This is a genomic window from Rossellomorea sp. NPDC077527 (genome assembly GCF_044542955.1).
GTDB lineage: Bacteria > Bacillota > Bacilli > Bacillales > Bacillaceae_B > Rossellomorea > Rossellomorea aquimaris_E.
The window spans coordinates 78,841-100,967 of record NZ_JBITVL010000002.1 but is presented as its reverse complement, the minus strand read 5'-3'; the positions used below and the strand labels follow the sequence as shown (position 1 = coordinate 100,967).

Genomic DNA, 22,127 nt, shown 5'->3' with positions numbered 1-22,127 from the left:
TTTCATAATGTCACCTTTTTCTGTTTCACCTTATTCAGCCCTATCAAAAGAAGTAAAAAAATCGGCAATAAAAAAGCGATTCCAATATCAAAATAAGTTAACCAAGTGAGCCATTGATCGACCTCTCTAATAATATCCGGTATGAAGGAAATGAGCGTTCCGACCGTTAACAGGAGTAAACTGATGAAATTTGGTCGGAGTTTCTGAAATGAGTGTGAAATCAACTCTTTGCTTGCCCATAAATACATGACCACGGTAATCAAGACCTTTAATGCAAATAGGGTGAAAATGAGATTCTCCACTCTTTCTACAAAGGGAAACTTCACATATTCGATTAATGAGATAACAGGATATAGATCATGGATGATGTATTCAAAGCTGAAGAATCCATAACAAACAAAACTGACGGAGATGTAGATGAACGACGTGATGGCATTTCCAAAGAAAACTCCTTTTGTAAAATTCTTTTGGACATATGGAATGAGAAATAAGCTCAGTTCGTAGCCGAGAAAGGCTGAAAAAACATTTATGCCTCCTGAAAATAGATCTTTATCCCCCTTCATCATGAAGGTTGTCATTCGTGTAAAACTGAATTCAGAAAGATGAAAGGTAAGTAAGAGCATGGTCCATATCGTCATAAAGAATAAAATGACGGTCGCTTTTCCTATTTCATAAATGCATCCTTTCAATAAAAAGAAGCTGAGAATAAAAAACATGCCCACAAAAACGATGGAAGGGGTATCCCTGAAAAATAACATTTGTAATAGCAAAATATACTTTTTCGTAACCAGGGTTGCGAGAAGGGTAAAGATAATACTTAAAAAAAGGTAAAAAGGAACGAACAGCCACTTTGGAAAAATATTTTCAATGATTATAAAGAGTGATTGGCCGTGCCCATATTTGTTTACTAATCCAATCAATAATATATTTAAGGTAACTATTCCAAATAAAATGACGATCCCGATCCATCCGTTCGTGCCAAAGGCTTCCGCGGATAGTCTCGGAATGCTAAATAGTGTTACGCCTGATTGAATCATGTATATGAGTAACGCTACTTGAAAGGGATGGAGCTTTTCTTTCATATTGCATCGCCTACTTTTTCATCTTATTAATCGTTTCATTTCTGGTTTTGATTTGTTCCGGGCGATCCTTGATGAACATGTAAGGTGCCCTGATGATTGTGTCGAGCCAATCGTTAAAGAAGGTTGGAGAAAATGGAATCATGTAAGGTGTTTTAAGTGATGTCAATGTAGTCAAGTGAATGACCAACAATCCCAGTCCGAATACCAAGCCCATGTTTCCCCAGAATCCAGCCAGTAAAATAAAAGAAAAACGGACGATTCTGATGGAAGCACTCATCACATAGCTGGGGATGACAAAAGAAGAGATGGCAGAAACAGCAACAGCGATAATAAGGATGTTACTTGTTATGCCAGCTTCTACAGCCGCCTGTCCGATGACAATCCCCCCTACAATTCCGATCGTTTGCCCGATCTTAGTAGGGAGGCGGGCTCCCGCCTCTCTTAGAAGTTCAATGACCAATTCAAGAAAGATCGCTTCAATTAATGGAGGAAACGGTACTTTACTACGAGATTCAATGAGACTTGGCAGTAATTCCTGAGGCACCATTTCATAATGAAAAGTCGTAACGGAAACATAGATGGCTGTAAAAGCAACCGTTATGACGAAAGCGAACATCCTCAGTAATCGTATAAAGGTTCCGGTTATCCATCTTTGACTGTAATCATCCACGGACTGAAAGAAGTCAAAAAAACTGACCGGTGCACAAAAAACGTAAGGACTTCCATCCACGATACCGACCATTTTCCCTGACAACAATTTAGAAGCACTTACATCTGGGCGTTCTGTTGTGAAAAATTGGGGAAAAGGAGAGAGCGGCTGATCATCAATCATCTGTACGAGAATGTTCGTGTCGAGAATTCCACTATATTCAATATCGTTGATGCGTTTCTTTAAGTATTCCAATTCCTCTTTAGGGGCAATATCTTCAAGATACATGATTGTGATAGAGGTTTTCGTAATTTCACCTGCACTTAAGTTGATGGTTTTTAAATGAGAGCTTTTTAAGCGTTTTCGAATCATAGAGATATTCACATCTGCTGATTCAATAAAGGAATCATGTGGTCCTAAAATAATTGATTCTGTTTCAGATTCTTCTATGCTCCGGTTCTCCGCACCAACAGCCTGTAAAGAAAATACTCGATCTTCAAATGAAAGAACGACATCCCCATTGAGAACGTCAATCACTGCTTGCTTATTTGATGTGATTTCCTTTAGTCCGGATGAATCTATTTCACGGTGTAATTCATTGGTGTTTCCTTTGTTGATCCAGTTCAATATCCCTTCGTTAAGGATCTGTTTATCTACAAGGTTGTCAAAATAAATAAGTTGAATGCCTAGCTCCTTAAAATGGCGGAATCGTAAATCTTCGCAGTTTTGAAATTGGTCTACTATATGGCTGAAATCCAGGGAATGTATGTCAATGTCAGACGAAGATATTGGATGTCTTTCAGTTGGTATGCTTTCCTCTTTTAAAGTCATTTTTTTCACGAATGATAGTAAGCCCATACTAAACCCTCTTTATTTGCAGTTTGTGCTATTTTTTCCTAAAAAGACTTTTCTATTCTAAGCATGAAGCCTTATTTCTCTTAATAAGGTTAAGTAGAAGAATGTTGGAGGAGGAGTATATATGGGGTTTGAGAATATAACACCTTGGCAAGAACATGAATTCTGGCTAGGGATCCTTAAAGATCATGCTTATTTTATCCGAGATTATTTAAGCCCGACAGAAGTAAAGTGGGTCACTCAAGCAGAGTACTACATTGAATGGTTTGAAAATGTTGAGAAAGAGATGATGAAAATTCCTAGAGACCTTCCGGTATCAGCTCCTGAAATGATTCAGCTTTCAGAATGGGCACAGGAGGTTTCGTATCAATATTACACATTTGAAGGGCATCTTCTACATTTACGGCTGTACAATCAGGTGAACTTAAATTTATCACCGAGCTATTTGAATGGAACTTTGGCAGAAAACAGGGAATACCTAAGAATTTTACAAAGCTATACGAGAGGTGAGGAGTATCCATTACTTCCACTAGTGGATTTAATGGACTTGTGGCTTGATGACCAACGGGGGCATGCAGCATTGCTCGTAGATATATTGGATAGCGCGGAAATTGATTTAATTGAAAAGGGAAATGCGTTAATGGTACAGTTTTCTCAATTTATGGTTAAAAATGATATGTTCAAGGGATATTTGCATTTTACTCAGCCTGGTTTCCCCGCTCAAATACGATTCGCAGAAGACGTTTCGATCCAGGTAGTCGCCTTTACCCAATTAGTAGAGGAAGTATTAAATCAGTATGTTAATGATGAAGTACTTAATAATTCGACACTCCGATTTCTTGAACATCACTTTCCTGAAGCCTGTTATTTTATGAAGAAGCTTTCTTATTATGCACCTGCCATTCACTATCCGGATTGTAAGCTGACAAAACCAACTTTGAGGAAAGATAACAAAGCCTGAGGAAGTGTCCCTCAGGCTTTGTGTATGTTGTAAAGTCTAAAGAACACCATGATGGACCATTACAATCATTTTCATTCACCTTTTGGCTCAAGTTTAATAGGAAGTGGCACAAGTTTTCTCGAAGGTGGCGCAAGTTTCCCATGAACTGGCACAAGTTCACCCAAAACTGGCACAAGTTCTGCTGAAAGTGTCTCATCTTTCAAAAAACAACTTGTTTTAATCCATTCACGATTAAATTGGGGGCAAAGGGAATGTTTGTAGAAGGACTTTCCTCTACATAAAAAGACTCCCCGGCGATATGCCAGAGAGTCTGCAACAAATAGTTACCCAATCATTTCATCAAACAACAGCACGCGTGCCGGTGATGCATCGGTGTTTTGGATTTTAAGAGGTGCTGCCACCATGAAGTACTGACCTGCTTCGATATCTTTCAGTTGAAGGCCTTCCATGATGATGACGCCGCTTCCCATCAGGCTGCGGTGGGTCGGGTGTCCTTCCTGGGCTCTTTCAATTCCCAGTGCATCGATTCCCACACCTGAGATTTTCTTCTCAGCAAGGTGTGCTGCAGCGTCTTCCGCTACATAGATGAAGTCAAAGTTGAACTCAGTATCCCATGAATTCTTCGTTTTGAAGAGGATAAAATCATTCTCTTCAATTTCCAAGCCTTGAATATCCTTCAGGCTAATCTTTTCATCGACCTCTGTTAATTCAAATACTTTAACGGGGCGAACGAGCTTTTCGATTTCAATGGTTTCGATGGTTTCTCCATCGTTGATCATGTGAAGTGGAGCGTCAACATGAGTTCCTGTATGAACATCCATCGAGAGTCTTGACTCCGTCACATGGCCGTTTGTATTCGTTTCGATACTCGGTTGTTTCTCTGGTTTGTTTTTGTAAACGGGCATCCCGTTAAAAATCGGGGCTGTTACGTCATAAATTTTCATTGGTTCCACACCTTTCTTAGCATTGGTCTACATCGAGGTTGGCAATCGGCCACCAGGAGAAGCCGTCTTTCGCCAGCAGATTGTCAGCGGCTTTGGGCCCCATTGAGCCTGCTTCGTAGTTCGGGAATTCTCCGTCACGTGTATGTTCCCATACTTCAGAGATTTTGTCGACAAATGCCCAGGACAGCTTCACTTCATCCCAATGAGTGAAGTTCGTTGCGTCTCCGCGAAGGCAATCGAAAAGGAGTTTTTCATATGCTTCCGGTGTATTCATCCCATCCACGCTTGTGTTGGCAAAGTTCAGTTTCACCGGAGTCGTTTCGATGTTCTGTCCGGATTTCTTCACGTTCAGGTGAAGGGTGATGCCTTCTTCAGGTTGGATGTGAATGACCAGCAGGTTCGGAGCAAGAGGTTTGTCCGGATTGTAATAGAGATTCATCGGGATATCCTTGAACTGGATGACGATTTTCGTTGATTTTGCCTCCATTCTTTTTCCCGTACGGATATAGAATGGGACACCTGCCCAACGGAAGTTATCAATCATCAACTTACCGGCAACATAGGTTTCCGTATTGGACTGTTCATCGACGTTTTCTGCTTCACGGTAGCCTGGTAAATCCTGATTCCCAACTTTACCTGGTCCGTATTGGCCACGAACGAAGTAATCCTTGACCTCTTCTTGTTCAAATGGACGAAGTGATCTTAGAACACGCACTTTTTCACTGCGGATCTCATCCGTTGTCAATTTGATCGGCGGCTCCATGGCTAAGAGGGCGACCATTTGAAGCAAGTGGTTCTGAACCATATCGCGCAGGGCCCCGCTTTTCTCATAATAGCGCCCGCGATCTTCTACACCAAGTTCTTCAGAGGAAGTAACCTGGATGTTGGAAATATAACGGTTGTTCCAAAGAGGTTCGAACAGCGCGTTGGAGAAACGGATGACTTCGATGTTCTGCACCATTTCTTTTCCAAGATAGTGATCAATACGATAGATTTGATCTTCAGAGAACGATTCACGGATTTGGCTGTTCAGTTTTTCAGCTGAAGGCAAATCGTGACCGAACGGCTTTTCAATCACAAGTCGCTGGAAGCCATTCGTATCGGTTAATCCTTGGTTTTTCAACTGCTCTGTAATCGTTCCGAAGAATTCAGGAGCCATCGCTAAGTAGAAGACGCGATTTCCTTCTAGTTCATATGTTTCATCCAGCTCATCTGATAAGTTCTTGAGTGCTTTGTATGAATCACTGTTTGAGACATCATTCGGCTGATAATAGAAATGGGAAACAAATTCATCGATGTTTTCGTTGCTGCCTAACGCCTTATGTACCGATGTTTTAACGTGTTCCTGGAATTCTTCATTAGACCATTCCCGTCGTGCTACACCTACAACGGCAAAACGCTTTGAAATTTTCCCTTTACGGAACAAATGATAAAGAGATGGATATAGTTTTCTTTTGGCTAAATCACCAGTCGCTCCGAAGATCGTAATCAGAGATGTTGGTGTTGTTGGATTATTCAATGTCATGACCTCACTTTATCTTGTTGTAACCCTTATTTACGCGTTTCTTCTTATTTAATATCCTATACAATTACTTAATTTTAAAGACTTCTGATTCATTTAGCAAATTATATGCTGAGGACTTTTTCCATGCATTTTCTTGAAAACGTTTTATTGTGTGTGCAAACATCTTCGTCCTTATGTTGGCTTTAATTTTCATTCTTATGACTCCTTTTCCGTGAAAGGGTAAAAAGACGGGGATTATGCTAAAATGGAGACAGAATAGCTCATCTGAGGAGTGAAAGAAGTGGAATTGTTATTTTTGGGTACGGGTGCCGGTGTGCCTGCCAAACTCCGCAATGTGACCAGTATCGCACTGAAGTTATTGGAGGAACGTGGTGCCGTGTGGCTCTTTGATTGCGGGGAAGCGACACAGCATCAAATTTTACATACAAGCTTAAAACCGAGAAGAATCGAGAAGATTTTCATCACCCACCTGCACGGTGATCACATCTACGGATTGCCTGGGCTACTTGGGAGCCGTTCATTCCAAGGGGGAGAATCGCTACTGACGGTGTATGGTCCGAAGGGGATCAAAGAGTATATTGAGGTATCCCTCTCCGTCAGCAGGACCCATCTTCAATACCCACTAGAAGTGATGGAAATCGAGGAGGGTGTCGTCTTTGAAGACGATGGCTTCCGTGTAGAAGCAATGGAGCTTGATCACGCACTGCCGACCTTCGGATACCGTGTGATTGAAAAAGATAAGCCTGGTGTTCTGAAAGTGGATCAATTACGGGAACAAGGGGTTGGGCCAGGTCCTCTGTATAGGCGGTTAAAATTAGGGGAAACGGTTCTTCTGGAAGATGGAAGGGAGATTCATGGACAGGATTTTCTCGGGCCGTCGATTCCCGGACGGGTCGTCACCATTTTAGGGGATACAAGGATTTGTTCTAATGCAGTGGAGCTTGGGAAGTGTGCGGATGTCCTGGTCCATGAAGCAACCTTTAACAGGGATCAGGAAGACATGGCCCGGGAGTATTTTCATTCCACGACGAAACAAGCAGGCGAAACGGCCCTGAGAGCCGATGCCAAGCGTCTCTTCCTGACCCATATTTCTTCCCGCTATGCCAAGGAATCATGGGAGGAACTGGAGAAGGAAGCAAGGGACGTCTTCCCTGAAACGTATATAGCAAGGGATTTCTTAGAGTATGTCATACCTATAAAGAAGTAGGGGTGAGGAAATGAAGACGATTTACGTTGTGCGTCATGCGAAAGCAGAAGGGCAGCCGATTCAGGCTCCTTTAACGAAAGAAGGGGAATGTCAGGCGGTGCGATTAGCGGCATTTTTAGAAAACTGTTCTGTCGAGGCGATTTATTCAAGTCCGTTCGTAAGGGCAGTAAACACCATCACCCCCTTTGCCGAACGTTCCGGCCTAAGAATTCAGCAGGACGACCGACTGGGGGAAAGAGTACTGAGTGATCAAGATCTTCCCGATTGGATGGAAAAGTTGAAGATGAGCTTCGAGGATTTTTCCTTATCCTTACCTGGTGGCGAGTCCAATCATATGGCGATGGAGCGGGCGAAATCCTTTATTGATGAAGTAGTGAAAAAGAAAGAGGACAGAATCGTTTGTGTGAGTCATGGCAATTTAACGACGCTGATTTTGAGGTTATTTGATGAACGCTATGGTTATGACGAGCTGTTTGCTCTTTCGAACCCGGATGTATATGTCGTAGAAATAGAAGAGAGGAGTGCCTCTGTACGACGTATTTGGGAGTAGGGAAGTTTATTATAATGGCTGTTTTCGTAAACATTGTTGCTTTTGGATGTAGAGAGTAGTGGTTGGTTTCCGCTCCAATCAACTGTCTAAGCATAAATGTTTCAGTAATACCAGTGTAAATGTCAGAATAAATTACACCAACTCTTTTTTTCTTGTAGTTGCAGTGACCAATTATAGTAAATAGTACTTATATTCTTCTTAACTGATATTGATGAACCATTTTGCTCTGTCAATGCTTGCTACATTAGAGGGGGAAGGGAACTGTGGAGACTCCTATGGAAAACGGGCGTGCCGAGACCCCGGAAGCGTTTTTTGCTGAGGAGGCTTGGCCGAACGTCCCTGGAAAGCGGAGCAGTTCCCTTCACCCTCTTCCATACACTCAGGTGACAGAGCTTTGCAAATCATAGTCTGTGCAAGAACAACATTCTTTGCGAAAAGAGCGTAATAAATAGACAAATGGGGTCCATATTCTATGAAAACATTTACATTTGAAAATATCTATAATCCGGGTCATTTGATAGCAAATAATGCACTCTATCAGCACATACATTATCCGGAAATGTTGACGAGGTATGATAGTAACTTCCTGGAATTCATGAAACAGCCGACTCTTGACGAGTTCCAAGAGGCCGCCCGTTTCTTGAGGGGATTTCATCAATCGAAAGGTCAGAAACATGTAAAGTTTCTTTTTCCTCAAGACCACAAGCCTTCAGAAGAACTGATGGACTATTTTAAACAAGAGGGATTTGACGTCGGATTCAATGAACTTTATTCCATTGATCCGGATCGATTTCCATCAGTGGGTGTGAATCCCGACATCGAAGTCATGGAAGTGAGCAAGAAGGAATTGAATGATTACCTTGCTTTTCAGTCCGAACAGGATTTGGACTATGGCCCGGACTTTGCCGATCAAAAGGTAGACATGCATAAGCGTAATTTTGATAATCCCTGTATCATGCAGGTACTTGCTTTTTATAAGGGTGCTCCTGCCGGGTCCGTGGATGTAATCATTGAAGAAGATTCTGCAGAAATCGACGGATTGATGGTTCACGAAACCTTTCAAAAGAAAGGAATCGGCAGCAGACTGCAACGATTTGTCATGGACCGGTTCCCTGACAGGAACGTCATTCTGGTTGCGGACGGGGAAGATACGCCGAGACTGATGTACCAAAAGCAAGGCTACACTTGTTTAGGTTTTCGGTATGAAGTGCAGAAGGTGTTTAAATAAAGGGAGCGCGGAACCCTGGGGTTCCGCGCTCTCTTTATTTCTTCTGATTGACCATTACCATCCGCGCTCATACTGTTTAGGCGCTTCGATCTCCACGCCTAACTCTTTCGCTGCCGTTCTTGGCCAGTAGGGGTCACGCAGAAGTTCGCGTGCAAGCAGGACTAGGTCCGCCCGTTCATTTTGCAGGATTTCTTCCGCCTGAATGCCGGTTGTAATCAGTCCGACCGCTCCAGTATCAATGCCTGCTCCGTTCTTGATGGTCTCTGCAAGCTTCACCTGATAGCCTGGAAATACCGGGATGCGTGCCGGTACGAGGGCACCTGAGCTTACGTCGATCAAATCGACACCTTGTTCTTTCATCCACTTTGCAAACACCACATAGTCCTCGACGTCTAAGCCTTCGTCGTTATAATCCTTTGCAGAAACTCTGACGAGGAGGGGGCCGTCCCACACCTGCTGGATCCCGTCAATGATTTTACGGAGGAAGCGGTAGCGATTTTCTGCAGATCCGCCATATTCATCCGTTCGTTTATTGGATAAAGGGGAGAGGAACTCATTGATAAGATATCCATGGGCTCCGTGAATCTCGATTACATCAAAGCCCGCTTTCTTTGCTCTTACGGCTCCCTTAATGAAGGAGGTGACAGTTTCTTCTATGTCATTCGCTGACATTTCCACCGGTGTTTTCATCTCATCGTTAAATGGGAGTGCAGAAGGTGCCAGGATATCGCCTTCAAGGACGGCTTTTCTTCCTGCATGGGCAAGCTGGATACCCGTCTTTGCCCCTTGCTCTTTCATCAGATCTACTAATTCTTTTAAACCTTCAATGTGTTCATCATCCCAAATCCCTAAATCTTGTGGCGAAATTCTTCCCTGTGGCGTAACCGCCGTTGCTTCTTGGATGATGAGTCCAACTCCTCCGACCGCACGGCTTGTATAGTGGGTGCGATGCCAGTTTTCGACTTTTCCATCTTCATTGTGGGAAGAGTACATGCACATTGGGGCCATGACGATTCTGTTCTTCAGTTCAACATTTTTAAGCATATATGGCTCAAATAATTTTGCTTTCATCTTCAATCACCTTCCAGGCCTCATTTATTTCGGGTTTCTAAATAGTCATACACAGTGATTATATCAACAACATTTTTGCCCGAAAAGAAATGTGCTCTATTTTCTTTTTTGCTTCAAGTCCTTCAATGGATAAATCGTTCCACGCCATTCAATGCCTCCCCGCTTGAAGGTTAGAAATGTTGCTCTTGCTATGGAATAGATGAATATCATGGCGGTTACGGGCAGGGTAAGAAATAGGGTGGGAGACTCGTTCGTCATTTCCTTTATCACTTTCAGGTAGGTGATGCCGATGAAGAAGACGATCAGCAGGCTGATCGTCGCAATGAGCGGATCTCCTGAGAATAACGTCAAGAAAGGCAGTATAGTGGAACAGAATACGCCCGCCATGGCAAATGATACAAGCAGGATAGAATAATGGAGACCGGCAAACGTATTTTTCTCAAGGCCTTTAAAGGCTTCGTTCAACGAGTGGTACCATTCAACTTCGAGGGACCTTAGGGCAGTGAGAAATGCCTGGCTTTTTCCCTTTTTTTTTATGATGATGCCGAGCTGCAGATCATCGTCGGGCATATGTTTGAGCTTCTCATGTGTTCCGATCTCCTCGTACGCTGAACGGGTGACGAGATTGAAGGCGCCGATTCCCATCCCTGTCTTAGAGGAAGGATCATTTGCTTTCCAGGGTCGCTTATAAAAGGCAAAGCCGAATAAAAAGAATGCAACAAAGCTTTTTAGCCAGAAGGTTTGTGACTTGATGCCGGGAGCCAGTGTCAGGTGGTCGAGCTTCCGTGATTGTAAGACCGCTACCGCCCTGGAAAAGGTGGATGGATCTTTATAAAGGATATCTGCATCGGTAAACAGGATGAGGGACCCTTTTGAGATCCCGTATCCTTTAAATAAAGCGTGGTTCTTTCCAAGCCATCCTGCTTCCAGATAGTCGATGTGAAGTATTCGGATCCTCTTGTCCATTTCGGCTAGTGCTTCAAGCTTCTCCGGTGTCGAGTCCGTTGAACGGTCATTGACGAGAATCCATTCAATTCGGCTATAGTCCTGCTTCAGCTGGGATACAATGCTTTCTGTGATGGTTTCTTCTTCATCCTTTGCAGGCACAATAACAGAAAGAAGGGGTCCATTATCCGTTACCGGTAATCCTTCAATGGACGTAAGCTTTGAAAGGCCTCTCCACACATCGATGGACAGGACGATCCAGACAATTAGGACAGCTGATAGTAAGATGAGTAGGAGATTCATGTGCGTCGACCTTCTTTTTTGCTTTGATTGTACCAATGAAAATTGTTGTTCGCGATCACTGGTGGGCTCTTCATCTATTTTTTCATAGATTGTTTTTTTAATTCACTGCCTAGCACCTGTGAGCGGTTCTTTGCCGAAGTAATACATTGAAAGAAGGCTTCTTTTACTTGAAAGTCTTCCAGGGCAGCGATTCCCGCTTCGGTCGTCCCCCCTGCACTGGTTACGTTATTTCTTAATTCCACTGCTTCTAATCCGGATTCGGATAGCATGGCGCTTGCTCCGGCGATCGTCTGGGTGACAAGACTTTCGGCAAGATCCTCTTCCAGTCCCAACTCTACTGCAGCATGTTTCAGTATTTCGGCGACATAATAAATATAGGCCGGGCCGCTCCCCGACAGAGCCGTGATGAGGTCCAATTTCTCTTCCTCCACTTCCGCTGCGATGCCGACAGATTGAAAGAGTGTCTTCGTCCACTGCTTTTGGGAATTTGAGAGGCTGTGATTAAATGAGACGGCCGTTGCCGATTTTCCCATGGCTGCACTTGTGTTCGGCATGGCTCTTGCAATTGCCCCTTTAAAGGTGAGTTTGTCGCTGATATGTTCCATGGTGATGCCCGCCAGTACAGAAATGATCAGCGTGTGTTCAGAAAGGTAAGGGGTGATGGATTCTGCTGCCTCATGAAAGTCCTTTGGTTTCATGGCAAGGACAATCACATCATATTCCTCCTCCAGATTCACCTTCTGAACACAGAATTCCTGCATGATTTCATCTAATCGCTCCTTGTTGCTCCGGTTGGTTACATACACTTCGCCGCTATTCAATACGCCTGCCTTCAATGCTCCGCCCATTAAAGCATGAGCCATCGATCCCGCTCCTATAAACAAGGTTTTCATTCCCTTATTCCTCCTTTATTATCCGAAAAAAAAGCAGACCCTCTCATCCTCAAAGGACGAAAGGGTCTGTCTTCCGTGGTACCACCTTGCTTTGTCCAAATTCAATGATGAAGATGGACACACTCGAAGTCCATTAACGCTGGAACACGTTCTGGTTTAAGACGCTCAAAAGGCAGGTTCACGAATAGAGAGGACGACGGGACCTTTCAGCCGGTGGACCCCGATCTCTTACATCATCTATTTCATTACTAATCTTTATCATCGCTTTTTCTTGTATCAATATGTAAAGTGGATGTAGACCAAATGGATATTATAGGTGATTATCTTTGAAAGACAGCTTATCTGTCAAGTGTTTATTTCAGTATATTCAATCATTTTAAAAAATGACATCAGACAGGAAAAAATGTACACTAGATAATGAAGGGTCATTCATTTTTTTGGAAATGACTGACAAAACGGGAAGGGTACCGTATTTCAAGGCTGTACCCTTTTATTATGAAGAATGTGGTGAAAATATGACAACCTTAGTGAATGATATTGCGAAACTCACACTCTCCACACCATTTGCCGTAGGAGATGTGAACGTTTATTTAGTGAAGGGGGATGCCTTGACATTGGTGGATGCCGGCCCCCTTACAGATACCGCCTGGGGACAGCTCACTGAGCAATTATCCCTTTTAGGATATACGCCTCAGGATATTGAGCAAATCGTCCTGACGCATCATCATCCCGATCATGCAGGATTGCTTGACCGTTTCTCACGCTCCGTCACAGTGTATGGTCATAGATATAATCGATTCTGGCTCTCCCGTGACCAACATTTCCATGATGTATACGACCAGTTTTTCTTGCAGTTGGCGCTGGAATCAGGGCTGCCTCATGAGTATTTCGCAGCCATCCCGAAATTCAAGAGTCCCCTGAAGTTCATGGGAAACCGGAAGTTAGATGTGGAGATAAGGGAAGGGGATGCCATTCCTGGAATGGTAGGGTGGTCGGTCATAGAAACCCTCGGCCATGCCCAGAGTCACCTATCCTTTTACCGGGAAAGCGATGGTGTATTGATAGCAGGAGATCACATACTCGCATCTATTTCACCCAATCCCCTCATTGAACCGCCATTTGAAGGAGAAATCGCACGTTCGAAGCCATTGTTGCAGTACAATGAATCATTAAAAAAGCTTTTGGATTTTCCGGTTTCCCTTGCTTATACAGGGCATGGAGATAATATCATGGATGTACATGGATTAATTCCAAGGAGATTAGGGAAACAGGATGAAAGAGCACAAAGTGTACTGGAAATGATCCGTGGCAACCGAGTGACGGTCTTTGATATATGTAAGAGGTTATTCCCTTCCGTGTATCGGAAGGAGCTTGGCCTGACACTGTCCGAAACGATCGGGCAATTGGACTACCTGGAATCCCTTCATGCTATACGAAAAGAAAAACACGAAGGAATTTATTATTATTTTGCTTAGAAAGATGTGACCTTACATGAACAGAAGAATCAAAGGAAAAACGATTGTCATTACTGGTGCCTCTGGAGGAATCGGGGAGCAAATGGCCATCAAGGTGGCAGAGAATGGCGGGAATCTTGCATTGATTGCACGTCGCGCTCATCTGCTTCAAGCATTGAAGGAAAAGCTGACAACAAAATATAAGTGTAAAGTGGAAGTGTATCCATTAAACGTAACGGATTACGATCAAATCCCGGATGTCTTTCATTCCATCCTCCAGGAATTTGGATCGATTCATGCCTTGATCAATAATGCCGGGTATGGGATTTTTCAAGAAGCGCACGAAACCTCCTTTCAAGATGTGAAAGGGATGATGGATGTAAATGTTCTTGGACTTATGGCATGTACTGGGGAAGTCCTTCCCCATATGCGTGAACAAGGCTATGGACATATCATAAATATCGCTTCTCAAGCAGGCAAGTTTGCGACCCCGAAATCAAGTGCATACTCAGCTTCCAAGCATGCTGTCCTGGGATATACTAACAGTGTAAGGATGGAAGCCAAACGGTATGGGGTAAAGGTGACGGCTGTAAACCCGGGTCCGATCGCCACGGACTTCTTTTCCATTGCCGATGAATCCGGGACATATGTGAAGAATGTGCAGAAGTTCATGCTTGATCCCGCTTATGTCGCTGATACTGTGGTGGGTGCCCTCTTCACCAATAAGAGGGAAATTAACCTGCCCCGGTGGATGAATATGGGCAGCAAGGTTTATCAGCTGTTTCCATCTTTTGTCGAAAAAGTAGGAAATAACCTTTTTTTCAAAAAATAGTGAAACCAAATAGTGCCGTTAATCGTCTAATTCTATAAGGGGGGAGTCTATGAAGAAATGTTTGACTGTTCTGATACTTTGTTTCTGTTTATTATTTACCGGCTGCGGGCCTTCATCTGTCAATTCATCTCAGGATAGTACAGATTTCATAGGCTTTGTGACCCGTATGGAGAACAACGAGGTGCTGATCAATGATATTTGGTTTTCATTCGATCAACAAACTGTCATAATGACAGATCAAGATAATAAGCTACATAAAGAAGATATAGAATTGGGCAAGAAAGTGAATGTGACCTTCAATGGGGAACTTCAGGAATCGTATCCCAGGAGAGCTTCAGCGGATCAACTTGTATTCCTGACAGACGAGCAAAGCAAAATCGAAGAGGCTGTCGTGCAATTAGTCATGAGAGATCCCCGGTTTTCACAGGTTGTCATCCAGTCCATCGAAAAAAATCCTACGGGCTTATATTCCTTACGATTCAAAGATCTTTCCATCGACCGGGATGTCCACGTCATAGTGAATGTCGAAAATGAAAGAGTCATTGTCCCGATACATACTTCAACAAAATGACAAAGAAGAAAGCGCCGATGAGGAATCGGCGCTTTCTTCTTTGTGTCCGCGTGTCCGCTTTTCAAGATTAAACCCAACGAAAGAAGGGTATGCATCAGGGAGTGGGAACTATTTTAGGTTTTTCCAGTCGAAACGGCTAGAATTCCTGTTTCAGAGGAAAACTATGATCATTGTCGGAAAAAGGATGTGGATGTATGATAGGGATTCTTTTAGCCCTTATCCCTGCGGTCGCGTGGGGAAGTCTTGTGTTTGTAAGTGTAAAGCTCGGTGGGAATGCCTACAGCCAGACGGTTGGGATCACGGTTGGGTCATTGCTGTTTGCGATCGGCGTCTTCTTCATTAAATCCCCGGAATTAACGCTATTCGTTTGGGGGATCGGCTTTATTTCCGGCGTCTTCTGGGCAGTCGGGCAAGTGAACCAGCTTGCAAGTGTAAAATTCATCGGTGTTTCGAAAACCGTCCCGATTTCAACCGGAATGCAGCTGATCGGAACCACGCTCTTTGGCGTATTGGTATTTAAAGAGTGGAAAACGACTGAAACAATCATCCTTGGAAGCGGGGCGGTCTTAGCTCTTATCATCGGTGTCGTTATGACATCATTCACCCAAAAATCTGAAGGGGATGAAGATTCTCAACTGAAAAAAGGTTTATTGACGCTTCTTCTTTCAAGTTGTGGATACATAGCCTATGTCGTCATTTTAAGGTGGTTTGATATTGATGGATGGGAAGCAATCTTGCCTCAGGCGATCGGTATGTTCATCGGAGCCGTCGTCATCACATTCAGGCATAAACCATTTAACAAATATACGATTCGGAATATTTTAACCGGACTCATGTGGGCATCAGGGAATCTCGGACTGCTGCTTGCCCTTCCACGTATCGGGGTCGCGACAAGCTTTTCCCTTTCCCAAACGGGAATTGTCATTTCCACCCTTGGAGGTTTGTTTTTCTTAGGAGAAAAGAAATCGAAAAAGCAGATTCTCCTCGTCATAGCCGGATGTGCTCTAATCATTATCGGCGGTGTTCTATTAGGCTTCACGAAAGAATAAGGAGGAATGGATATGTATTCAGATCTGACAAATAAGGTGGTCGTTATAACCGGAGCTGCTACTGGTATAGGAAAGGCGATCGCGAAACGGTTCGCCGGGGAAGGCTGCAAAGTGGTCATTAATTACTTCAAAGAAGAAGAGAATCCTCAAGAACTAGTAAAAGAAATCGAGAAAGACGGGGGAACGGCCTCCATCATTCAGGGGGATGTGTCAAAAGAAGAGGACGTCCAGGGCTTTGTCAGCTTTGCACATGACACATACGGAAGTCTGGATATCTATGTGAATAATGCAGGTATCGAAAATGAAGTCCCGTCTGAAAACCTCTCGATTGAAGATTGGCAAAAGGTCATCAATACGAACCTGACCGGTACATTCCTTGGATGCCGTGAAGCGGCAAAATACATGCTCGAGCATCATATCAAGGGATCAATCATCAATGTTTCTTCCGTACATGAAATCATTCCCTGGCCTCATTTTGCCCACTATGCCGCCAGTAAGGGTGGGGTCAAATTATTAATGGAGAGCCTGGCATTAGAATTCGCCCCCGATGGGATCAGGGTGAATAATATCGCTCCCGGTGCCATCGATACACCGATCAATGCAGAGAAATTTTCCGATCCGGAGAAGAAAAAGGGAGTGGAGAAACTCATCCCTCTCGGTTATATCGGAGAACCCGAACAGGTTGCCTCCTGCGCGGCTTTCCTTGCATCTGATCAAGCGAGCTACGTTACGGGAACCACTCTCATCGCCGATGGTGGCATGACGAAATACCCTGGATTCCAGGCTGGAAAAGGGTAATCAATAAAAGCCGAAATCATGATTGATTTCGGCTTTTTTCGCTGTGTTTCAATCTACTATGGTGATGATTGGCGGTTTTTCTAAATATTTCATAAAGTTTGGAACGTCATCCTCTACGGCCTTCCACTGTTCGGAAGCGAACGCTTCTTTCATGTCCCTTTTATTCTCAAATTCTATTTCCGTTATTAAGTATAGGGCTAAATCGGTATTTTGATTTGAGAGAACCCGCTGTACCTTTGCGCTTTTTACATTGGGCACCTTTTCTACTTTCGGCATATGGGTATTGAAGTAATACTCCTCGAACTTTTCCTGATCTTTTGGCTTTTCATACATCACAATCACTTTCGCCATCAAAACCCCTCCTTGTCCTCGCAATTACATTCAATTGAATTTTAGCAATTATAGGAAAATGAGACTATTCAATTCATAACAAAAATATCGACAGGATTTGACTTTGGGGTGTGTTTTTCATGCATGTCGGGCCTACCCGAGCCGCCTCCGCTTTTCTATGTCCAGCTCCGGCGGCTAGAGGCTCGAGGTCATAAGTCAAACCAGCCAAAAAGGTAAAAAGCGCCTTTCCGACTGGTTCGCCTTATGCTTGTCGCCTCTGAACGAGCCGCCTCCGCTTTTCTATGTCCAGCTCCAGGGCTTAGAGGCTCGAGGTCATAAGTCAAACCTGCCAAAAAGGCAAAGAACGCCTTTCCGGCAGGTTCGTCTTATGCTTGTCGCCTCTGGGCAAAGCCCTTCCGCTTTTCTTATTATTCTCTCCGTTTCCAGTAATTTAAGTTGAAAGGGAACGTATATTCGTATAGAATCATAACTATACTATATAAGAACGTTTGTTCTATTTTAGGTAAAATGGAGGACGAAGATATGACTGTCGATTACAGTGTGCTACCACACCACAAGATTTTGTGCATCGATATGAAGAGCTTTTATGCTAGCTGTTCGGCTGTCATGGAGGGGCTGGATCCCCTTGAATGTCACTTGGCTGTAGTGGGGGATAGAAGCCGGCAGGGAAGCATTGTACTGGCTGCCTCGCCCAGGATGAAGAAGGACTTTGGTATCAAAACAGGTTCGCGGATGTTTGAAATTCCGAACGACCCCAGAATCCGGCTTGTAGAGCCGAAAATGGCGACATATGTACGGATTTCAACAGAGCTTACCCGTCTGTTTCATCGCTATGTACCGAAGGACGCCATTCATACGTACAGCGTAGATGAAAGCTTCATACAGATTGATGGGGCGACGGATCTCTGGGGAGATGCGACCACCATCGCCCGCAAGATCAAAGATGATATGGAAAGGGAGTTTCAACTCCCGTGCGCCATCGGCATTGGACCCAATATGCTCCTGTCTAAGCTGTGTCTGGATCTTGAAGCAAAGAAAAAGGGGATTGCCGAGTGGACATATGAAGATGTTCCGGAAAAGCTGTGGCCCCTGTCGCCGCTGAGTGAGATGTGGGGGATAGGCGGACGCCTCGAGAAGACCCTCAATCGCATGGGCATCTTTTCTGTCGGACAATTGGCGAAGTATGATCTCGAGAAGCTTGAGGCAAAGTTCGGTGTGATGGGAAATCAGCTTTATTATCATGCATGGGGAGTGGACCTGTCTGAAATTGGGGCACCGATCATGGATGGGCAGGTCAGCTTCGGCAAGGGGCAGATCCTCCTCAGGGATTATAAGGAGAAAAAGGAAATCAAACGCGTCATTTTGGAGATGTGCGAAGAAGTCGCGAGACGCGCCCGGACCCATCGTAAGGCGGGAAGGACTGTAAGTTTTGGGATCGGCTACAGCCGCGAAGAATTCGGAGGTGGGTTCCACCGGTCACGGACGATAGAGGAACCGACCAATATCACCATGGATCTGTACCGTGTGTGTCTCGAACTATTCGAAGAGAACTACAATGGAAAAACCGTCCGGAAAATCAACATTACTCTTTCGAATATAGTGGAGGATGGAGCGATGCAGGTGTCCCTTTTTGAACCTGACCGTTGGGAAAAACGGGAACTTGGGTATGTGGTGGACCGCATCCGAAATAGATATGGATCAGGGGCCCTGCTCCGGGCTGTATCCTACACGGAAGCGGGAACAGCAAGGCATCGTGCCCGCCTGGTGGGTGGACATAAATCGTAACGCATAGGAGGTGAGAGAGTTGATCCGTGATCGAGGAAGAATCAAATGGACATCTATGATGCTCCCGGAGCATGTGAAGCTCCTCAGGGATTGGGCCAAGGAAGATACCCATGAAAAGAGGGTTGAACTTGATGAGCAGGAGCTGGATCGGATAAATGAAGTGGTGGCAGAAGCGATGGAGTTCGGGAAGCTGGTCTCGATTACTCATTATGCAAAGTACCGTCATCAATTATTGATTGGAACCGTTCATCATGTCGACTCAATGGAAGGGAAGCTGCATGTGGTCGACAGGTTTGAAGATGTACACTATATTCCACTGACAAGCGTTGTAGACATTCGTTTTTTTGAATGAAAAGAGAGGCTTCGGGTGAAGCCTCTCCTTTCATTCCATTTACTCTTCGTCCAATACCTTTTCGGCACGCACGCAGGAATCGAATTTTCCCTTGTGTGAAGCGTCGCAAAACGGCATATTAGCAGATAGACCGCAGCGACAAAGGGTAAATACTTGTTTCGTTTGAAATACATTTCCGTCAGCATCAATCAGTTCCACATCACCGCTTACGCGGAAGGAACCGTTATCATTCACTTTGATTTGAGCTTTTGTCATGAAAAACCACCCTTTCTAAAAAATACAAAAGAATCCCCACTATCGATAGTAAGATGAAAACCGTAAAAAAGCAATATTCTAAAAGAAGCAAATGAAATGTGATAGGATAAGGAACGAGGAGGTCATCGAATGAAAATTCAACTGACGAATGAAGCAACGCGCAAAATTCAGGATAAAATGAATATAGAAAACAAACCAGGTTACCTGAAACTGAAATACGATACAGAGGGCTGTGGCTGTGTGGTCAGCGGCATTCCTACTTTATGGTTTGTCAGTCATCCCGTTGAAGGGGAAGATGTACAAATAGAAACGAACAGCTATCCGATTCTCGTCGAAAAGTCAAAGATGGTTTTCCTTGATGAAGAATTGAAAATTGACTTTTCTCCACAAAGCAACACATTTCAATTGAAAAGCCCGGGTCAGATCATAAATGGGAGAATGAGCTTTGTGATGTTTCCGGGGGAATAGAATGAAAGCCTTCGGTTGGTGTCAACCGAAGGCTTTCGCTGTTTTTAAAGCAAATACCACCAACCAAACGTAACAATTAAACCACAGGCAGAAAATAAGTGGTTATTCCTCCAACAGATCTTCAAACATCCTCGCCAATGAAACCCCGTTTTTCCATCCATCCAAGCCGTCGTCCACAGACCAGCTGGCAGACAGAATCGAATGGCAAAATCCGTATGAGATCAACCGCTCGTAGGAGAGGGAAAGGAGAGAAGCTAATGTCCTGGTCCTGTATCGAAGAAGTTCGATCGGAACCTCCCACTTCTCCCACTCATTCAACATGAACTGAATGCAGTCATATTCTCTCTCGCCGATCAACCCTTTGGGATCGATGGCTGTCCAGCCGGAACAATCGGAATAGAGGATGTTTCCGTGATGAAGGTCACCATGAAGAAGAAAGCGATCTGTCGATGTATCGAGCAACTCCGTATAGAGGTTTTCCGCTTTTAAGACGAGCTCTTCAGGGATAGGTCCGCTTCCGCCGTTAAATCGTTCCCGTACCCTACCGATTCCCTTTGACCAGGATTGAACGGTAGGGTAGGAATGAACACTTACAGGCTTATGCCAAAGTCTCTTAGCAGTAAGGGCGAAGATAGAAAGGACCTCTTCTTCATCGTAGATGGAGTGGAGGGAAGCACCAGGGAGGAGACGATCTAATAAGATCCAGCCTTCTACCTTATTATAATCGAGGACCTCCACCATCCCCCTCCCTTGAAAATCCTGGAGGGCATGAAACTCATTGGAGAAATCGTTGTTCGGATACCCGATCTTTAATACGGCCTCCCGTTCCTGCCTGATCCGAACGGGTACCACGAAATTATAGCTTAATGAAAAAGGCTCATCATATGTTAACTGAAGCCGGTCTTTTAATGACTCCAGCAAACCTTCTACATAAGCCATCCAGTCATTCCCGGAATCTCCATAAATCGTTTGCATTTTTAATCTGAAATCGGTTGGGATCATGAGACGACATCCTTTCCATTTGATACAAATTGGTCTAGAAACCTTTGAATCACTTCTTCGTATTTCTCCGGGTTGTCGTTATATGACTGGGCATGGGTCCCGCGGAAATCAAGGAACAGTTCCTTTGGACCAAGCTTTTTTTCAAAAAGGTCCTTTGTCATTTGGGGAAGGATGTAATCATCATTTTGGCTGTGAATAAATAACACAGGTTTTTGGATATTTTGAACAACTGAAAGGGGTGATAGATCCTTTAATGTATACCCTTGTCGCAGTTTAAGAGTCCCATTTACGAGGGGAAGAAGAAATTTTGCCGGCATCTTCACCTCTGCACTCATGCGATAGGCAAGCTGTTCACCAAAATCGGAGAAAGGGCAGTCTGCAATATAAAAAGCAGCCCGGTCTTCCACACTACCGGCATAAAGAAGCATCGTCGCAGCCCCCATGGACTCCCCGTGGATCCCAAAGAATGCATCGTCCCCTTCGCGGCAGATCAGTTCATCGACTACAGCCTTCAGGTCATACTTTTCAAAATAGCCATAGCTCGTTGTCTTGCCACCTGATTCCCCGTGACGCCTGTGGTCATAGATCACGGCATTGAACCCAAGTTTGATAAAAAGGTTCATGTATTTAATGGAATTCCATTTATTCTCCGTCACTCCATGGGAAAAGATCATGAATTTTTTATGAGGATGGGGCTTCACGAATACCGCTTTAATATCGTAACCGTACTTTGAAGGAATCAGCACTTCTTCTTTAGGAAGGGAGTCATAATCCTCTTCGATCAGCCGGGTCGATTCGACTTCACGTGCCCGAATGAAATCATCCCTTTTTTTCGGTAAATACATAAATCGATTAGTAATATAAACTCCGAGCAGCCCGATAGAGGAAAGGGTGCCACCAAGGATCGCCAGTTTTTTTCTCATTCGTCATCACCTCAGGAGGAATATCGTTTATTCTTATTGTAGCAAACAAAGGAAAAAAGAGGAATTTTCAGGAC

The 22,127-nt window shown here is 44.1% G+C and carries 24 protein-coding genes; 13 read left to right on the top strand and 11 right to left on the bottom strand.

All coding sequences use genetic code 11. The features are described from left to right. Positions 1 to 2: 2 nt before the first annotated feature. Positions 3 to 1,082, bottom strand: coding sequence for a GerAB/ArcD/ProY family transporter (locus ACIGG7_RS05735; RefSeq protein WP_397549136.1), 1,080 nt, complete (start codon positions 1,080 to 1,082; stop codon positions 3 to 5). Between the two features lie 10 nt (positions 1,083 to 1,092). Continuing rightward, positions 1,093 to 2,589, bottom strand: coding sequence for a spore germination protein (locus tag ACIGG7_RS05730; protein ID WP_397549135.1), 1,497 nt, complete (start codon positions 2,587 to 2,589; stop codon positions 1,093 to 1,095). A gap of 121 nt (positions 2,590 to 2,710) precedes the next feature. Between ACIGG7_RS05730 and ACIGG7_RS05725 the strand changes: the two genes are divergently transcribed. After that, positions 2,711 to 3,547, top strand: coding sequence for a DUF2935 domain-containing protein (locus ACIGG7_RS05725; protein ID WP_397549134.1), 837 nt, complete (start codon positions 2,711 to 2,713; stop codon positions 3,545 to 3,547). Between the two features lie 323 nt (positions 3,548 to 3,870). Here the strand turns inward: ACIGG7_RS05725 and ACIGG7_RS05720 are convergent, their stop codons facing one another. Then, a complete protein-coding gene (locus ACIGG7_RS05720) occupies positions 3,871 to 4,491 on the bottom strand; it encodes a cyclase family protein (protein WP_397549133.1) in 621 nt (206 codons plus the stop codon). A 16-nt stretch (positions 4,492 to 4,507) separates the two neighbouring features. Next, positions 4,508 to 6,016, bottom strand: coding sequence for a glucose-6-phosphate dehydrogenase (gene zwf, locus ACIGG7_RS05715; RefSeq protein WP_397549132.1), 1,509 nt, complete (start codon positions 6,014 to 6,016; stop codon positions 4,508 to 4,510). Positions 6,017 to 6,296: 280 nt separating this feature from the next. Here zwf and rnz point away from each other — a divergent pair, with 280 nt between their 5' ends. From rnz to ACIGG7_RS05695, 4 genes are all read left to right on the top strand, one after another. Beyond that, positions 6,297 to 7,223 carry a ribonuclease Z gene (gene rnz / locus ACIGG7_RS05710; protein ID WP_397549131.1) on the top strand — a complete coding sequence of 309 codons (927 nt, stop codon included), beginning with the start codon at positions 6,297 to 6,299 and terminating at the stop codon, positions 7,221 to 7,223. Positions 7,224 to 7,233: 10 nt separating this feature from the next. Continuing rightward, positions 7,234 to 7,773, top strand: a complete 540-nt coding sequence (locus ACIGG7_RS05705) for a histidine phosphatase family protein (protein ID WP_397549130.1) — start codon at positions 7,234 to 7,236, stop codon at positions 7,771 to 7,773. 263 nt (positions 7,774 to 8,036) lie between these two features. Next, a complete protein-coding gene (locus ACIGG7_RS05700) occupies positions 8,037 to 8,180 on the top strand; it encodes a hypothetical protein (protein WP_397549129.1) in 144 nt (47 codons plus the stop codon). A gap of 65 nt (positions 8,181 to 8,245) precedes the next feature. Next, positions 8,246 to 9,001 (top strand): GNAT family N-acetyltransferase, encoded by a 756-nt coding sequence (locus ACIGG7_RS05695; protein WP_397549128.1) that lies wholly within the window; start codon positions 8,246 to 8,248, stop codon positions 8,999 to 9,001. A gap of 54 nt (positions 9,002 to 9,055) precedes the next feature. On the opposite strand, the gene namA is transcribed toward ACIGG7_RS05695, so the two are convergent. The 3 genes from namA to proC form a co-directional block, all read right to left on the bottom strand. Beyond that, the gene (gene namA / locus ACIGG7_RS05690) at positions 9,056 to 10,072 is read right to left on the bottom strand and encodes an NADPH dehydrogenase NamA (protein WP_397549127.1); all 1,017 of its coding nucleotides are present in this window, start codon (positions 10,070 to 10,072) and stop codon (positions 9,056 to 9,058) included. 96 nt (positions 10,073 to 10,168) lie between these two features. Continuing rightward, positions 10,169 to 11,320 (bottom strand): glycosyltransferase family 2 protein, encoded by a 1,152-nt coding sequence (locus ACIGG7_RS05685; protein ID WP_397549126.1) that lies wholly within the window; start codon positions 11,318 to 11,320, stop codon positions 10,169 to 10,171. Positions 11,321 to 11,394: 74 nt separating this feature from the next. Further along, positions 11,395 to 12,213 carry a pyrroline-5-carboxylate reductase gene (proC, locus tag ACIGG7_RS05680; RefSeq protein WP_397549125.1) on the bottom strand — a complete coding sequence of 273 codons (819 nt, stop codon included), beginning with the start codon at positions 12,211 to 12,213 and terminating at the stop codon, positions 11,395 to 11,397. 515 nt (positions 12,214 to 12,728) lie between these two features. Between proC and ACIGG7_RS05675 the strand changes: the two genes are divergently transcribed. The 5 genes from ACIGG7_RS05675 (at position 12,729) to ACIGG7_RS05655 (ending at position 16,917) form a co-directional block, all read left to right on the top strand. Continuing rightward, complete coding sequence (locus ACIGG7_RS05675) at positions 12,729 to 13,688, top strand: MBL fold metallo-hydrolase (protein ID WP_224940289.1); 960 nt, start codon at positions 12,729 to 12,731, stop codon at positions 13,686 to 13,688. A 16-nt stretch (positions 13,689 to 13,704) separates the two neighbouring features. Next, the gene (locus ACIGG7_RS05670; RefSeq protein WP_224940290.1) at positions 13,705 to 14,499 is read left to right on the top strand and encodes an SDR family NAD(P)-dependent oxidoreductase; all 795 of its coding nucleotides are present in this window, start codon (positions 13,705 to 13,707) and stop codon (positions 14,497 to 14,499) included. Positions 14,500 to 14,548: 49 nt separating this feature from the next. Beyond that, the gene (locus ACIGG7_RS05665) at positions 14,549 to 15,070 is read left to right on the top strand and encodes a DUF3221 domain-containing protein (RefSeq protein WP_224940291.1); all 522 of its coding nucleotides are present in this window, start codon (positions 14,549 to 14,551) and stop codon (positions 15,068 to 15,070) included. 197 nt (positions 15,071 to 15,267) lie between these two features. After that, positions 15,268 to 16,119 carry a GRP family sugar transporter gene (locus tag ACIGG7_RS05660; RefSeq protein WP_224941294.1) on the top strand — a complete coding sequence of 284 codons (852 nt, stop codon included), beginning with the start codon at positions 15,268 to 15,270 and terminating at the stop codon, positions 16,117 to 16,119. A 12-nt stretch (positions 16,120 to 16,131) separates the two neighbouring features. Continuing rightward, on the top strand, positions 16,132 to 16,917 hold the full coding sequence (locus ACIGG7_RS05655) for a glucose-1-dehydrogenase (protein ID WP_397549124.1): 786 nt from the start codon (positions 16,132 to 16,134) through the stop codon (positions 16,915 to 16,917). A gap of 48 nt (positions 16,918 to 16,965) precedes the next feature. Here ACIGG7_RS05655 and ACIGG7_RS05650 read toward each other — a convergent pair whose 3' ends face one another. Beyond that, positions 16,966 to 17,268 carry an EthD family reductase gene (locus ACIGG7_RS05650; RefSeq protein ID WP_224940293.1) on the bottom strand — a complete coding sequence of 101 codons (303 nt, stop codon included), beginning with the start codon at positions 17,266 to 17,268 and terminating at the stop codon, positions 16,966 to 16,968. Between the two features lie 522 nt (positions 17,269 to 17,790). Here ACIGG7_RS05650 and ACIGG7_RS05645 point away from each other — a divergent pair. Further along, positions 17,791 to 19,053: a Y-family DNA polymerase gene (locus ACIGG7_RS05645; RefSeq protein ID WP_224940294.1), complete on the top strand. Its 1,263-nt coding sequence runs from the start codon at positions 17,791 to 17,793 to the stop codon at positions 19,051 to 19,053. Positions 19,054 to 19,072: 19 nt separating this feature from the next. Beyond that, positions 19,073 to 19,405, top strand: coding sequence for a YolD-like family protein (locus ACIGG7_RS05640; protein WP_224940295.1), 333 nt, complete (start codon positions 19,073 to 19,075; stop codon positions 19,403 to 19,405). A gap of 39 nt (positions 19,406 to 19,444) precedes the next feature. Here ACIGG7_RS05640 and ACIGG7_RS05635 read toward each other — a convergent pair whose 3' ends face one another. After that, positions 19,445 to 19,660, bottom strand: a complete 216-nt coding sequence (locus ACIGG7_RS05635) for a CDGSH iron-sulfur domain-containing protein (protein WP_224940296.1) — start codon at positions 19,658 to 19,660, stop codon at positions 19,445 to 19,447. 129 nt (positions 19,661 to 19,789) lie between these two features. Between ACIGG7_RS05635 and ACIGG7_RS05630 the strand changes: the two genes are divergently transcribed. Next, entirely contained in the window at positions 19,790 to 20,128 is a 339-nt protein-coding gene (locus ACIGG7_RS05630) for an iron-sulfur cluster biosynthesis family protein (RefSeq protein WP_224940297.1), read from the top strand. 102 nt (positions 20,129 to 20,230) lie between these two features. Here ACIGG7_RS05630 and ACIGG7_RS05625 read toward each other — a convergent pair whose 3' ends face one another. Together ACIGG7_RS05625 and ACIGG7_RS05620 are read right to left on the bottom strand one after the other, a co-directional pair. Beyond that, positions 20,231 to 21,130, bottom strand: a complete 900-nt coding sequence (locus tag ACIGG7_RS05625; RefSeq protein WP_397549123.1) for an aminoglycoside phosphotransferase family protein — start codon at positions 21,128 to 21,130, stop codon at positions 20,231 to 20,233. Further along, a complete protein-coding gene (locus ACIGG7_RS05620) occupies positions 21,127 to 22,053 on the bottom strand; it encodes an alpha/beta hydrolase (RefSeq protein ID WP_397549122.1) in 927 nt (308 codons plus the stop codon). Before ACIGG7_RS05620 ends, ACIGG7_RS05625 begins: the two co-directional genes overlap by 4 nt. Positions 22,054 to 22,127: the final 74 nt, after the last annotated feature.

Excerpts from the sequence above, each read along its gene's own strand:
- ACIGG7_RS05735 (WP_397549136.1), bottom strand. The coding sequence starts at position 1,082 with ATGAAAGAAAAGCTCCATCCCTTTCAAGTAGCGTTACTCATATACATG.
- ACIGG7_RS05730 (WP_397549135.1), bottom strand. The coding sequence starts at position 2,589 with ATGGGCTTACTATCATTCGTGAAAAAAATGACTTTAAAAGAGGAAAGC.
- ACIGG7_RS05725 (WP_397549134.1), top strand. The coding sequence starts at position 2,711 with ATGGGGTTTGAGAATATAACACCTTGGCAAGAACATGAATTCTGGCTA.
- ACIGG7_RS05720 (WP_397549133.1), bottom strand. The coding sequence starts at position 4,491 with ATGAAAATTTATGACGTAACAGCCCCGATTTTTAACGGGATGCCCGTT.
- zwf (WP_397549132.1), bottom strand. The coding sequence starts at position 6,016 with ATGACATTGAATAATCCAACAACACCAACATCTCTGATTACGATCTTC.
- ACIGG7_RS05705 (WP_397549130.1), top strand. The coding sequence starts at position 7,234 with ATGAAGACGATTTACGTTGTGCGTCATGCGAAAGCAGAAGGGCAGCCG.
- ACIGG7_RS05695 (WP_397549128.1), top strand. The coding sequence starts at position 8,246 with ATGAAAACATTTACATTTGAAAATATCTATAATCCGGGTCATTTGATA.
- namA (WP_397549127.1), bottom strand. The coding sequence starts at position 10,072 with ATGAAAGCAAAATTATTTGAGCCATATATGCTTAAAAATGTTGAACTG.
- ACIGG7_RS05685 (WP_397549126.1), bottom strand. The coding sequence starts at position 11,320 with ATGAATCTCCTACTCATCTTACTATCAGCTGTCCTAATTGTCTGGATC.
- proC (WP_397549125.1), bottom strand. The coding sequence starts at position 12,213 with ATGAAAACCTTGTTTATAGGAGCGGGATCGATGGCTCATGCTTTAATG.
- ACIGG7_RS05675 (WP_224940289.1), top strand. The coding sequence starts at position 12,729 with ATGACAACCTTAGTGAATGATATTGCGAAACTCACACTCTCCACACCA.
- ACIGG7_RS05670 (WP_224940290.1), top strand. The coding sequence starts at position 13,705 with ATGAACAGAAGAATCAAAGGAAAAACGATTGTCATTACTGGTGCCTCT.
- ACIGG7_RS05665 (WP_224940291.1), top strand. The coding sequence starts at position 14,549 with ATGAAGAAATGTTTGACTGTTCTGATACTTTGTTTCTGTTTATTATTT.
- ACIGG7_RS05655 (WP_397549124.1), top strand. The coding sequence starts at position 16,132 with ATGTATTCAGATCTGACAAATAAGGTGGTCGTTATAACCGGAGCTGCT.
- ACIGG7_RS05650 (WP_224940293.1), bottom strand. The coding sequence starts at position 17,268 with ATGGCGAAAGTGATTGTGATGTATGAAAAGCCAAAAGATCAGGAAAAG.
- ACIGG7_RS05645 (WP_224940294.1), top strand. The coding sequence starts at position 17,791 with ATGACTGTCGATTACAGTGTGCTACCACACCACAAGATTTTGTGCATC.
- ACIGG7_RS05635 (WP_224940296.1), bottom strand. The coding sequence starts at position 19,660 with ATGACAAAAGCTCAAATCAAAGTGAATGATAACGGTTCCTTCCGCGTA.
- ACIGG7_RS05630 (WP_224940297.1), top strand. The coding sequence starts at position 19,790 with ATGAAAATTCAACTGACGAATGAAGCAACGCGCAAAATTCAGGATAAA.
- ACIGG7_RS05625 (WP_397549123.1), bottom strand. The coding sequence starts at position 21,130 with ATGATCCCAACCGATTTCAGATTAAAAATGCAAACGATTTATGGAGAT.
- ACIGG7_RS05620 (WP_397549122.1), bottom strand. The coding sequence starts at position 22,053 with ATGAGAAAAAAACTGGCGATCCTTGGTGGCACCCTTTCCTCTATCGGG.